Raw genomic sequence first — 12558 nt, 5'->3', positions numbered from 1 at the left:
GGAGGGGGCGCTGCTCCTGTTCACCCTGTTTGGGGCGGGGCTGGCGGCCCTGACCCTGTTCCCGGCGGGCTTCTGGCGGGCGGACCACTGGCTGGCCGCCTTCCGGGGGGAGGCGCCCCTGTTCCCTCCTGTGGACTGGGCCGTCCAGCTGGATACCCTCCAGCTCACCCCCCTCCGGGAGATCCACCGGGCCTTCAAGGGTCCCTGGGTCATGTTCCTGATGCTGGCCAATATCGGGATCTTTGTCCCCGTGGGCTTTTTCACCGCCCTGCTGTGGCGGCGGCCCCGTTGGTGGCGGTCCCTGCTGGCGGGAGCCTGTTCCTCCTTCGCCATCGAGTTCATCCAGTTTTTTATCGGCCGAAGCTCCGATATTGACGATTTGATTCTGAATACCGCCGGGGCCCTGCTGGGCTACTGGATTTACTGGCCCCTGCGGGCCCTGTTCCCCAGGTTCTTCGCCAAGTTCCAATGCCGCGAAAGAGGTGCCATCTGACTATGGACTATTTGACCGAGATCGAAAGCCTGCGCCGGGAGCTGGAGCAGGCCGGTTACGAATACTACGTGCAGGACGCCCCCACCATGTCCGACTACGACTACGACCACAAGCTGCGCCGCCTGGAGGAGCTGGAAGCGGCCCATCCGGAGGCTGTCACCCCCGACTCGCCCACCCAGCGGGTGGGGGGGAAGGCGTTGGAGTCCTTCGCCCAGGTGGAGCACAAGGTGCCCCTGGAGTCCCTCCAGGACGTCTTCGACTTTGACGAGGTCCGGGCCTTCGACCAGCGGGTCCGGGGCGTGGTGGAGGACGCGTCCTACGTGGTGGAGCCTAAGGTGGACGGGCTGTCCGTGGCCCTGGAATACGAAGACGGCCTGTTCGTCCGGGGGGCCACCCGGGGCGACGGCCGGGTGGGGGAGGACGTGACCGAGAACCTGCGCACCGTCCGCTCCATCCCCCTGCGTATCCCCGGCGCGCCCTCCCGGCTCATCGTCCGGGGGGAGGTCTTCATGCCCAAAAAGGTGTTCCACGCCCTGAACGAGGAACGGGAGCGGAGGGGAGAGGCCCTGTTCGCCAATCCCCGGAACGCCGCCGCCGGTTCCCTGCGGCAGCTGGACCCCAAGGTGGCCGCCTCCCGGAAGCTGGACATCCTGGTATTCAACGTCCAGTGGGCGGAGGGGGAGCGCTTCCGCACCCATCTGGAGACGCTGGACTACCTGAGCGCCAAGGGCTTTAAAGTGATCCCCCATGTCAGCTGTGCCACGGTGGAGCAGGTGACGGAGCAGATCGCAAAAGTAGGGGAGAGCCGGGAGGAGTACCAGTTCGACATCGACGGCGCGGTGGTGAAGGTGAACGATCTGGACCAGCGCCGGCGACTGGGCTCCACCGCCAAATTCCCCCGGTGGGCGGCGGCCTACAAGTATCCCCCCGAGGTGAAGCCCTCCAGGCTGCTGGACATTGTGGTCCAGGTGGGCCGCACCGGGGTGCTCACCCCCAAGGCGGTGCTGGAGCCGGTACGTCTGGCGGGCACCACCGTCACCGGGGCCACCCTCCACAACCAGGATTTTATTTCGGAAAAGGACATCCGCATCGGAGACACGGTGCTGGTTCGCAAGGCGGGGGAGATCATCCCCGAGGTGCTGTCGGTGGTGCCGGAGAAACGCCCTGAGGGGACCGCGCCCTACTTCCTGCCCGCTCTTTGCCCCGTCTGCGGGGCGCCGGTGGAACGGGACGAGGACGGGGCCCACGTCCGCTGCACCGGGGCTGAGTGCCCCGCTCAGCTGCTGCGCAACCTGGCCCATTTCGCCAGCCGGGACGCCATGGACATCGAGGGGCTGGGCATCGCCGTGGTGGAGAACCTGGTGGGGGCCGGACTGGTGAAGACCCCCGGCGACCTGTACTTCCTCCAGGAGGAGGACGTGTCCAAGCTGGACCGGATGGGCAAAAAGTCGGCCAAAAACCTGCTGGCCGCCATTGAGAAGTCCAAGGAGCAGGACCTGTCCCGGCTCATCTTTGCCTTCGGCATCCGCCAGGTGGGGCAGAAGGCGGGCAAGATCCTGGCCGCCCGGTTCCGTACCCTGGAGGCCCTGGAGCAGGCCACCCTGGAGGAGCTGACCGCGGTGGAGGACGTGGGGGAGATCACCGCCCGGAGCGTCCTGGAGTGGATGGCCAGCCCCCAGAGCAAGCACCTGATGGCCCGGCTGCGGGAGGCCGGGGTCAACATGACCGCGGCGGAGCAGGGGAGCGACCGGCGGTTTGAGGGGATGACCTTCGTCCTCACCGGCGGGCTGGAGCGGTTCACCCGGGAGGGGGCCTCGGAGATGATCGAGGCCCGGGGCGGCAAGGCCTCCGGCTCAGTGTCCAAGAAAACCACCTATGTGGTGGCGGGGGAGGGGGCCGGCTCCAAGCTGCGTAAGGCCCAGGAACTGGGCATCCCCGTCCTTACCGAGGCGGAATTTCTCGCCATGCTGGAGTGATCCGGTTTTCAGAATGGATACGGCAAGGGCGCAGCCCTTGCCGTTTTCTGTCAGGGGCCAGCCTTGTTTTCTTGCGATCCCTGGAAATTTTTCGTTCCCTTTTCCGGGCCTTCGTGTTATAATTTTCGGGTACTGTGTGTGGTATACGAAAGGTGTGATTCCAATGAAAAAAGGCTATCTCTATATCGCCATCGCGGTGGTGATGTTCGGGACCTACGAGGTGGCGGTGAAATTCATCGCCGGACAGATCAACTCGGTCCAGCTGACCCTGTGCCGCTTCTCCATCGGCTTCATTTTCCTGCTGCCCCTGACCCTGCGGACCCTGAAAAAACGGGGGAAGCACCTGGACCGGAAGACCCTGGCCTATTTCTCCCTGCTTGGCCTGACGGGTATCGCCCTGAGCATGCCCATTCTCCAGCTGTCCATCCTCTACGCCGGGTCCGGCGTGGCGGCGGTGCTGTTCAGCTGTAATCCGGTCTTTGTCACCTTCCTGGCCTTTTTCCTGTTGGGCGAGCCCATCCGGCCCCGGCATATCGTGGCCCTTCTGCTGGAGGTGGCGGGCACCGTGGCCATCATCAGCCCCTGGAACACCAAGCTGAGCATGACCGGCGTGGCCCTGGCCCTGGTGTCCACCCTGCTGTTCTCCATCTACGGCGTCATGGGCAAGCGCAAATGCGTGGAATACGGCGGTGTGGTGGTCACCTGTTTCAGCTTCTTCTTCGGCAGCCTCATCACCCTGGCCTTCATCCTGCTGACCCATATCCCGGCGGTGGCGGCGGCCATTACGGCGGCGGGCTTCTCCTCCTTTGCCAATATCCCCATCCTGGCGGGGTACACCCTGGAGAACCTGCCCTACGTCCTGTATGTCTCCGCCGGCGTGGCAGGCATCGGTTTCTGCGCCTACTTCCTGGCCATGGAGTACCAGCCGGCCAGCATGGTCTCCCTGGTCTACTTCTTCAAGCCCGCCCTGTCGCCCCTGCTGGCCCTGTGGCTCCACGGCGAGGCCATCTCCCTGAACATGGGGGTGGGCATTGTCCTCATCGTGGCAGGCTCCCTGTGCTCCATCATCCCGGGTATCCTGGAAGCGAAGGGCATCAAAACCAGACTGTAACAAGAACTGATACGTATATTAACTTTACATACGAGAGGAGAACCCTATGAACCCGTCCAAGGTCTATTTCACCAATCTGCGCACCAAGATCGGAGTCAGCCAGCTGGACAAGCTGGAGCGGCTGATCCGGGCCGCCGGCATCGGCGAGATCGACTTCGACCACAAAATGACCGCCATCAAGATCCATTTCGGCGAGCCCGGGAATCTGACCTTCCTGCGGCCCAACTACGCCCGGCGGGTGGCCGACGTGGTCAAGTCTCTGGGGGGCGTGCCCTTCCTCACCGACTGCAACACCCTGTACCCCGGGCGGCGGAAGAACGCCCTGGAGCACATTGAGAGTGCCTACGAAAACGGCTTTACCCCCTACGCCACCGGCTGCCAGATCATCATTGGCGACGGCCTGAAGGGCAGCGACGACGTGGAGATCCCGGTCCGCAACGGCCAGTACGTGAAGACGGCCAAGATCGGCCGGGCCATTATGGACGCCGACGTGTTCATCAGCCTCAGCCACTTCAAGGGCCATGAGGCCACCGGCTTTGGCGGGGCGCTGAAAAACATCGGCATGGGCTGCGGCAGCCGACGGGGCAAGATGGAGCAGCACGCGGCGGGCAAGCCCGTGGTGAGCAAGCGGCGCTGCGTGGGCTGCCGCCAGTGCGCCAAGCAGTGCGCCCAGGACGCCTTCACCTACGCGGACAAGAAGGCCTCCATCGACCACACCAAGTGCGTGGGCTGCGGCCGCTGTATCGCCGCCTGCAACTTCGACGCCATTTATAACCCCAACGACGACGCGGCCGAGATGCTGGACCGGAAGATGGCGGAGTACGCCATGGCCGTGGTGGACGGCCGGCCCCAGTTCCACATCAGCCTGGTCATTGACGTCTCGCCCTACTGCGACTGCCACGGGGAGAACGACATGGCCATCCTCCCCGACGTGGGCATGTTCGCCTCCTTCGACCCGGTGGCCCTGGACCAGGCCTGCGCCGACGCCTGCCTGCGCCAGCAGCCCATCCCCGGCAGCCTGCTGGACGACAACATGCACCGGGAGGGTTTCTGCGACCACCACGACCACTTCAAGAACACCAGCCCCGAGTCCGAGTGGCAGGCCTGTCTGGAGCATGCCGAGGCCATCGGCCTGGGCAGCCGCGCCTACGAGCTCATCGAGGTCTGAGGCCATGCGGCTCATCATCGCCCCGGCCAAGAAAATGGTCCCGGACAGGGACACCCTGCCCTGGCGGGACCTGCCCCTGTTTCTGGCGGATACCCGGGAGCTGCTGGACCGCCTGCGGCAGATGTCCTACGGGGAATTAAAGGCCCTCTGGCGCTGCAACGACGCCATCGCCCGGCTGAACGCGGAGCGTCTGGAGCAGATGGACCTGGAGCACGGCCTGACCCCGGCTATCTTGTCCTACCAGGGCATCCAGTACCAGTACATGGCCCCGGGGGTCTTTACCAACCGGGAGTTTGACTATGTCCAGGAGCACCTGCGGGTCCTGTCCGGGTTCTACGGCCTGCTGCGGCCCTTCGACGGGGTGACGCCCTACCGGCTGGAGATGCAGGCCCGGCTGGCCCTCCGGGGGGAAAAGGACCTGTACGGCTTCTGGGGGAACAAGCTGGCCCGGCAGCTCTTTTCCGAGACGGACTGCGTGCTGAATCTGGCCTCCAAGGAGTACAGCCTGTGCGTCTCCCGGTACCTCACCGGGAAGGAGCGGTTCATCACCTGTGTGTTCGGGGAGCGGAAGGGCGGCAAGATCCTGGAGAAGGGGACCGCCTGCAAGATGGCCCGGGGGGAGATGGTCCGCTATCTGGCCGAGTGCGGGGCGCGGTCCCCGGAGGAGGCAAAGGACTTTGCCCGGTTGGGGTACCGCTATGCTCCGGGAGAGTCCGACGAGAACACCTATGTATTTGTGAAGGAGGAAGAAAACAATGCTGGAAGTTGGGACGATCGCCCCTGATTTCACCCTCAGCGACCAGGAGGGGAACCCGGTCACCCTGTCCGCATTCCGGGGGCAGAAGGTGGTCCTCTATTTCTATCCCAAGGACAACACCCCCGGCTGTACCCGCCAGGCCTGTGCCTTCGCCGGGGCCTACCAGGGTTTTCGGGACCGGAACGTTGCGGTCATCGGGGTGAGCAAGGACTCTGTGGCCTCCCACAAGCGGTTTGCGGAGAAGTACGATCTGCCCTTCCATCTGGCCTCCGACCCGGAGCTGACGGTGATCCAGGCCTATGGGGTGTGGCAGGAGAAAAAGCTCTACGGCAAGGTCAGCATGGGCGTGGTCCGGTCCACCTACCTCATCGACGAGGAGGGCGTGATCGTAAAGGTGATGCCCAAGGTGAAGCCTGACACCAACGCCGCTGAGATCCTGGCCTGTCTGGACGGGGAAGACACATCCAAGTGAGAGAAAGGGATACAGGGTCCGGAGCGCATGCTCCGGACCCTGTTTTGTATGGATCACTCCGCGTTTTGCGGGGCAGCTCCTTTGTCGAAGGCGGGATTGGTGAAGTAGATGTTTTTGGCGTTCATCTTGTCCTTGCACAGCCGCAGGCATTCGCCGAAGCGTACAAGATGGACATAAGTTGGTTTTAGATGCGCCATTCGATTTTAATGGAATCACTGGTGGCGTAGATGACGCGGATGAGTTGATCCACGGTCTGGCGTTTATCCTCGAAGCTCAGTTCATCCCACATGGTCAGATGGTTGCTGATCTCGGTGTAGTCAGCTTCCTTGTGAAGTTTCAGCTCGGAGATGCGCTTCATCAGCTCCTGCTTTTTACCGTCCAGTTCCGTGATACGCCCGCTGATATAGCGGAACATGGTATCGTCAGCGGCGGCCAGACGGTCCATCAAAGCGCTGATCTCGCTCTCTGTCTGCGTCAATTCCACATTGAGGGTGGTGAGTTCCGGGTTAAGGATATTTCCTTTACGCTTTCTGAGAGAAGTGAACTGCGTCAGCTTTTTCCGCATTTCATCATAGATCAGCTGCTCGAATTCATCCGAGTAGATCGTGCCGGGTCCTTCACAGGCTCTGGAGTTCATTTTGTTAGAGCAGAGGAAGTATCTGGCCCTTGTGGCAGCATAATGCTTATCCACCAGCGCATAGCCGCAGACGCCGCATTTGATCTTCCCGGCCAGCCAGGTATTCTTGGCTTTCTGATACGGTTTGATCTGCTGGGCCTCCAGACATTTGTCACGGCATTTCAGCCACAGGTCTGCCGGGACGATTCCCTCATGGGGTGCCAATACCAGATGGTTGCCTTCCAAATTCATCTGCTTGCGGCCGGTGGAGTCCTGGCCCTTGTAGAAGTAGCAGCCATTTGTTCCGATAAAGTCGCCGGGATCGTTGGCAATGATCGCGCCCTGGTCCCGGTAGAACTCGTAGACAGAGAGGTCTGCGCGAACGTAGATTGGGTTCCTCAGTACATCTGCCATACGAGTGCGGCACCACGGTTTTCCGTTCTTGAGAATACCATGCTTCTGGAAGTACCGGATGATATCGCCGTAGGAACATTCCGGTTTGGAGTAGAGCGCATAGATCAGCTTGACCTGTTCTGCCTCCTCGGGATCGATCTCATACATGGAAGTCTTAACGCCTTTCATGGTAGTCGGCACCAGCCGAAAGCCGTATGGGACCCGTCCGCCCATATAGAAACTCTTTTGACTGCGGGAGAAGTAGGCGTCTGCCACGCGCTTTTGAATCGTCTCCCGTTCAAGCTGGGCGAATACAATGCAGATGTTGAGCATGGCTCGACCCATGGGTGAGGAGGTATCAAACTTTTCTGTGGTGGATACGAACTCAACCTTATACTTTCCGAACTCCTCCATCATATTGGAAAAGTCGAGAATGGAACGGCTGATACGGTCCAGCTTGTAGACGATCACCTTGCTGATGATACCGTTTTCAATATCGTTCATCATTTCCGCAAAGGCAGGGCGGTCCGTATTCTTGCCGCTGTAACCTCTGTCGGTATAAACTTTATAGGCTTCACCTCTCAATTCGTATTTGCAGAACTCGATCTGGCTTTCAATAGAAATGCTGTCGGCTCTGTCAACAGACTGTCTTGCGTAGATTGCGTTCATGTTGCAGCTCCTTTCACATAGATAAGAGCTGCTGACGAGTACATCATACCGCAGCAGCTCCTAAATAGTTATGATTTTCCTGTTGATTTGTATATTTGATAAAAACCTCAAACAGCCCTTCCTCAATGCATCGCCGCTGTTCAAAGCGTTCCTCATCAGAAAGCTGAGGAGTGAGATTTTCAATCGTGATGGTGTTTTTTCTGCCGGAAACAATATGCGCGTCACGGTGATAAGTGAATGGACGGGTAATAATAGCTATCACCTCCAGGTTCGGGTACGCTTGATACATTGTATTTTTGATATACTTGTCCTATGCTGAATGAGAGGAAGGAATTTCAGATTATACCGGGACGGTTCACTATACTGCCGTCAACAAGCAGGACACCACCTATCTGGGCCGGTTCACCTTTGACACACTGATGGATTTGGAGGACTTGGCCAATTCACGCAAATGCAGATGCCGGTATTCTCGTCCACCACCAAAGGACAGTGGAGCTTGCGGTTTGAAGATATCCTTGCCAATGCGCTGGATCAGGTGCCTCTGCGCTGTACAGATATGGAGCTGCCCGACGAGTTGATGGAGCGCCTCCGGATAGCAACGCCAAAGGAAATTCCCATGCACATGGTTACTGCTGTGGTGGCTTATTATATAGCCAACAAGCCGGATGATTCCGATATCGTATTACGAATTCATTCAGATAAAATCACCATGGTGATTTTATTCTTTCGCTTGCATGAGAACACATGGGATTATATGATTATGTAGTTTACAGAAAATGTGTGGAGAACTGGCGGTGATGCGCACAGGGACTTGTCAGGGGTGTGGGAGAATGTTTCAGAAAGAGACCGTTTTGAGAAAACTTCAAAAAATTCTGTCCGGAAAAGGAAACAAGCTATTTGATAATCAGGTTGGTTTTTATAACGCGATTTTCGGAATGACCAATCCGGAGGCGTTCCCGAAAGAACTGGTCGTGTATATGGAGACAGCAACGCACGATGGACCGAGAGAACGCAAAAGGCAGGACATTGACTCGTTTTTCAAGGGCGGTCTGGATAACAGCTCCAGCAATATCGGAAAGCACATCAATGACGAACCAGGCATGAGCATTCCGAAATTCCACTGTGTCCATTACGCCCAGGCAGAGCATAAACGGGAGATCTGCAAGCGCCTTGCGGCGGTGATCCGGTACAGTGCCGACCGCCGTGGGACCGATCTGGACGAGCTGTTTCTCCGTCTGAAGGGTGAGCTCTCCTGCGCGTCTGGAATTTTATCTCAGGCCGAAACGGCGGACGGCATGCTGTTGGCCTCTATCCTGTACGAGATCGTGCAGACCCATCTGGGGGAGCGGCGCAGTCCCGAGGAGTCCGGGGAGGAGAAGTCCTTTGGAAAGGTCAACATGAAGCGGCAGGTGGAGGAGTATTACCTGACCTGCGACTGCTATGAGGCCACCAGCATCGATTTCTTTTTCGCCCTGCGGCGGATGGCTGGACAGAATGTGATCGCCTCCAGCAATCTGGCGGGCTTCTATTATGTGGGCATGGAATTCGTGGTGAAAAATGAGGCCGGCGGCCCCCATGGAAAGTATGTGGTGGAGCGTAATCTGGAACAGGCGGCCCATTACTTCAAGCGGGCAGCGTCCAGCCAGCCGCCTTATGCCCCCGCCCTGTATTCCTATGGCTATATGCTCCTGCACGGCGAGACAGGGGAGTTGTCTGCGGAACAGCGGATGGAGGAGTCGGAGCGGTATTACCGGCTGGCGGCGGCGCAGAAGTTCCACCATGCGGTGAGCGGCTTGGGTGACCTGGCGCTGCTGCGGGCGGACCGGCTGCGGAAACAGCCCGGGGTGGAAGCGCGTTTCGAAGAGATCGTGACGGAACTGGCCGCCGCCATCGGCTATTTTGACCAGGCGGAGCGGATGGGTTCCTTTTGGGGTCCCATCAAAGCGGCGCAGTTTCTGGATAACCCTGCCTACGAGGCGTACCGGGAGCAGGCTCTGGCAAAGGCCGGCCTGACCGGAGAGCAGACCGCCCGGGCCAGGTGGAAGCAGGCGGTAGCCATGGGCAATGTGTTTGCCATGGATGAACTTGCCATGTTGGACCTGCGGCTGGGGTACATAGAGGAGGCCAAGGGGATGCTGGAGCAGGCGGCCGGGATGAATTATCCCAACGCATCTTACCATTTGGCCCGGTATTTCTACGGAGCGGACGGCTTTGGACCGGATGAAAAGAAATACCGTCATTATCTGGAAAAAGCCGCCTATGACGGGAGCGCCAGGGCAAGCCTCGTCCTGGGTAAGCTGGCACTGGCGGCGCGTGACGCGGCGAAAACAACGGAGGAGAAGCTCAATCAGCAAAAGCTGGCCTCCGCCTGGTTCCAAAAGGCGGAGGAACAGAATTTCAGCTGTTTTGAGAAGGATGTCTATGAACAATTGCGGCAGTACAAATAAGCGGGAACTGTTCCGGCTGGTGGTGCGGCTCTCCCTGCCCTCCATGTGGGCTCAGGTCTCCTCGGTGGTCATGCAGTACATCGACGCGGCCATGCTGGGCCATCTGAATGCCGACGCCGCGGCTGCCGCGGGCGTTGTGGCAAGTGTGACATGGCTGTTCGGCGGACTGTGCGCAGCCCTGACCACAGGCTTCACTGTGCAGGCGGCCCAGGCCAGCGGCGGGGGAGAGCAGGCGCGCGCCAGAGGCATTATGCGGCATGGCCTTTGGGTGGCCTTCAGCGTTGGGATGTGTATGGCCTTTCTGGGCTTGTGGCTCAGCGTCCGCCTTCCGGTCTGGCTTGGAGCGGAAGCGTCCATACACGGGTCTGCCGCCCGGTATTTCCAGATCTATGCCATCTCCATGCCCTTTGTTCAGCTGAACGGTTACGCGGCAGGGATGCTGCAAAGCAGCGGGAATATGCGTGTGCCGGGGATGCTGACTGCCGGGATGTACGGGATGGATGTTCTGTTCAACTATCTGCTGATCTTTCCCACCAGACAGTTGGAATGGTTCCAGCTGTCGCTGACCGTCCCCGGCGCGGGACTGGGCGTGGAGGGCGCCGCGTTGGGAACAGCCTTGTCCGAGATCATAACCGGGCTGCTGATGCTATATATGCTCCTTGCCCGGGAGCCCGGCATGAAGCTGCGCCGGGGCGAGCCCTTTTTCGCCCCGGGGCTTCGGGAGATCCTGGGCCGGGCGTTTCGTCTTGGATCGCCCATCGCGTTGGAACAGGTGGTCATGCGCTTTGCCCAGACAACGGTGGTTGGGATGATCGCGCCTCTTGGAAATGTGGCCATGGCGGCCCACTCCCTGGCCATCACAGCGGAGAGCTTTTGCTATATGCCCGCCTACGGCATCGGCCTCGCCCAAGTGGCCATCACCGGGCGGGAGATCGGCGCGGGTGATAAAAAACGGGCCAGACAGATGGGCTGGGCCGGGATCGGCTTTGCGGCGATGGTCACCATCGCCCTGTCCGTGGTACTGTTCCTGTTTGCCCCGCAGCTGATGCGGATGCTGACGCCGGACCCGGAACTGGTCCTGCTGGGAACGAAGATTCTCCGGATCGAGGCCTTTGCGGAACTGATGTACGGCACCCAGCTGGTGTGCGCCGGCATCCTGCAAGGCAGGGGAGACACCCTTGTTTCCAGTACGCTGATGCTGGGGAGCCTGTGGCTGGTGCGAGTGCCCCTGTCCATGCTGCTCATCCGCCCGCTGGGACTGGTGGGCGCCTGGCTGGCCATGAGCATCGAGCTGAACGTACGGGGCATCCTGTTTCTGCTCCGTTTCCAGTTTTCCAAACGCTGATTTCACCATGGTGAGATGGGCCGCGGTCCGCCAAGGCTCACAGGAGATATGGTAGACTATCCATATTATGGGTAGTCTACTTTTTTATTTGCCCGATTAACTGAGAATGGAGAGACAGATATGAGCTTGAAATTTTTGGATGTCATCAACTATGAGGGCGGAAACGACGTTCTGGTGTGGAAGCACCCCTGCGAGGACTTCAACACCGGCTCTCACCTGATCGTACACGAGTCCCAGGAGGCCCTCTTTATGTGCAACGGCCAGGTGGCAGAAAAATTTGGTCCCGGCCGCCACGACTTGAAAACAGAAAACATCCCTGTACTGCGCCGCCTGCTGAATATCCCCACCGGGGGCGTGTCGCCCTTCCACTGCGAAGTCTACTACATCAACAAGTCCATCCCCATGGACCTGAAGTGGGGGACGCCCGACCAGGTCATCGCCATGGACCCCCAGTTCCATATTCTGATCCACGCCGGCGCCAACGGCGGCATGGGCGTCCAGATCGGGGACAGCCAGAAATTCCTGGTAAGCTTTAACGGCACCAACCGGGAATTTACCACGGAATCCCTGACCAGCTACTTCCGGGAGATGATCGTCACCCGGGTCAAATCACAATTGACCACGCTGCTCAGCCAGGTGAGTTTTACCATCGCCAATGCCCATCTGAATGAGATCTCCGCCGCCATGCAGGAGGTGCTTGGGGAGGAGATGGCTGAATTCGGCGTGAAGCTGGTGAAATTCTTCGTCTCCGGCATCCGTCTGGCTGATGAAGATTACCAGAAGATCCAGTCCGCCCTGTCCGACGCCAGCGCTCTGGGCATTTCCTCCATGGCGGAAAAACAGCGCATGGATCTGCTGGGCTATAACTGGACAGATGAAAGAATGGCGGAGATTGCCAAGGAGTACGCCAAAAACCCCGGCAGCGCCAACAACGTGGGCGGCATGATGGCTCAGATGCCCCTGGCTTTCGGATTTGGCCAGATGCTTCGGGGAGCCGCCAAGCCGCTGATGGATCAGGCGTTCTCCCAGCCGCCCAAAGCCTTCGGTGGCCAGCAGAGCGCCCCGGCGGCGCCCGCATCCCCCTTCACGCCGCCGCCCACTCCCTTCGGTG

The 12558-nt window shown here is 59.7% G+C and carries 12 protein-coding genes; 10 read left to right on the top strand and 2 right to left on the bottom strand.

Translation table 11 applies throughout. The features are described 5' to 3' along the window. The 6 genes from I6E42_RS12280 to bcp all read left to right on the top strand — a co-directional run. Positions 1 to 493, top strand: a 493-nt coding sequence (locus I6E42_RS12280) for a VanZ family protein (protein WP_235372302.1), incomplete at its 5' end; no start/stop codon positions are given. 2 nt (positions 494 to 495) lie between these two features. Further along, positions 496 to 2469 (top strand): NAD-dependent DNA ligase LigA, encoded by a 1974-nt coding sequence (ligA, locus tag I6E42_RS12275; RefSeq protein ID WP_235372301.1) that lies wholly within the window; start codon positions 496 to 498, stop codon positions 2467 to 2469. Positions 2470 to 2632: 163 nt separating this feature from the next. Further along, positions 2633 to 3580: a DMT family transporter gene (locus I6E42_RS12270; protein ID WP_235372300.1), complete on the top strand. Its 948-nt coding sequence runs from the start codon at positions 2633 to 2635 to the stop codon at positions 3578 to 3580. Positions 3581 to 3626: 46 nt separating this feature from the next. Beyond that, positions 3627 to 4748, top strand: coding sequence for a DUF362 domain-containing protein (locus I6E42_RS12265; protein ID WP_235372299.1), 1122 nt, complete (start codon positions 3627 to 3629; stop codon positions 4746 to 4748). Positions 4749 to 4752: 4 nt separating this feature from the next. After that, positions 4753 to 5532, top strand: coding sequence for a peroxide stress protein YaaA (gene yaaA, locus I6E42_RS12260; protein ID WP_235372298.1), 780 nt, complete (start codon positions 4753 to 4755; stop codon positions 5530 to 5532). After that, positions 5504 to 5977 carry a thioredoxin-dependent thiol peroxidase gene (gene bcp / locus I6E42_RS12255; RefSeq protein WP_235372297.1) on the top strand — a complete coding sequence of 158 codons (474 nt, stop codon included), beginning with the start codon at positions 5504 to 5506 and terminating at the stop codon, positions 5975 to 5977. Before yaaA ends, bcp begins: the two co-directional genes overlap by 29 nt. Before the next feature lie 184 nt (positions 5978 to 6161). Here bcp and I6E42_RS12250 read toward each other — a convergent pair whose 3' ends face one another. Beyond that, entirely contained in the window at positions 6162 to 7655 is a 1494-nt protein-coding gene (locus I6E42_RS12250; RefSeq protein WP_235372296.1) for a recombinase family protein, read from the bottom strand. 43 nt (positions 7656 to 7698) lie between these two features. Next, positions 7699 to 7944, bottom strand: coding sequence for a hypothetical protein (locus I6E42_RS12245; RefSeq protein ID WP_235372295.1), 246 nt, complete (start codon positions 7942 to 7944; stop codon positions 7699 to 7701). A 207-nt stretch (positions 7945 to 8151) separates the two neighbouring features. On the opposite strand from I6E42_RS12245, the gene I6E42_RS12240 reads away from it, so the two are divergent. From I6E42_RS12240 to I6E42_RS12225, 4 genes are all read left to right on the top strand, one after another. Further along, positions 8152 to 8421 carry a hypothetical protein gene (locus I6E42_RS12240; protein WP_235372294.1) on the top strand — a complete coding sequence of 90 codons (270 nt, stop codon included), beginning with the start codon at positions 8152 to 8154 and terminating at the stop codon, positions 8419 to 8421. A gap of 334 nt (positions 8422 to 8755) precedes the next feature. Next, positions 8756 to 10102 (top strand): SEL1-like repeat protein, encoded by a 1347-nt coding sequence (locus tag I6E42_RS12235; protein WP_235372293.1) that lies wholly within the window; start codon positions 8756 to 8758, stop codon positions 10100 to 10102. Beyond that, positions 10077 to 11447 carry an MATE family efflux transporter gene (locus I6E42_RS12230; RefSeq protein ID WP_235372292.1) on the top strand — a complete coding sequence of 457 codons (1371 nt, stop codon included), beginning with the start codon at positions 10077 to 10079 and terminating at the stop codon, positions 11445 to 11447. Before I6E42_RS12235 ends, I6E42_RS12230 begins: the two co-directional genes overlap by 26 nt. A 120-nt stretch (positions 11448 to 11567) precedes the next feature. Beyond that, the coding region (locus tag I6E42_RS12225; RefSeq protein ID WP_235372291.1) for an SPFH domain-containing protein at positions 11568 to 12558 on the top strand (991 nt) is incomplete at its 3' end.

Origin of the sequence: Pseudoflavonifractor phocaeensis, assembly GCF_021531815.1 — a bacterium.
GTDB lineage: Bacteria > Bacillota > Clostridia > Oscillospirales > Oscillospiraceae > Lawsonibacter > Lawsonibacter phocaeensis_A.
Note: the sequence above shows the minus strand (reverse complement) of the source record. Positions and strands in the feature narration are given on the sequence as shown.

Coding starts and splice junctions, on each gene's coding strand:
- I6E42_RS12245 (WP_235372295.1), bottom strand. CDS start 7,944: ATGTATCAAGCGTACCCGAACCTGGAGGTGATAGCTATTATTACCCGT.
- I6E42_RS12250 (WP_235372296.1), bottom strand. CDS start 7,655: ATGAACGCAATCTACGCAAGACAGTCTGTTGACAGAGCCGACAGCATT.
- I6E42_RS12265 (WP_235372299.1), top strand. CDS start 3,627: ATGAACCCGTCCAAGGTCTATTTCACCAATCTGCGCACCAAGATCGGA.
- bcp (WP_235372297.1), top strand. CDS start 5,504: ATGCTGGAAGTTGGGACGATCGCCCCTGATTTCACCCTCAGCGACCAG.
- I6E42_RS12235 (WP_235372293.1), top strand. CDS start 8,756: ATGAGCATTCCGAAATTCCACTGTGTCCATTACGCCCAGGCAGAGCAT.
- ligA (WP_235372301.1), top strand. CDS start 496: ATGGACTATTTGACCGAGATCGAAAGCCTGCGCCGGGAGCTGGAGCAG.
- yaaA (WP_235372298.1), top strand. CDS start 4,753: ATGCGGCTCATCATCGCCCCGGCCAAGAAAATGGTCCCGGACAGGGAC.
- I6E42_RS12230 (WP_235372292.1), top strand. CDS start 10,077: ATGAACAATTGCGGCAGTACAAATAAGCGGGAACTGTTCCGGCTGGTG.
- I6E42_RS12270 (WP_235372300.1), top strand. CDS start 2,633: ATGAAAAAAGGCTATCTCTATATCGCCATCGCGGTGGTGATGTTCGGG.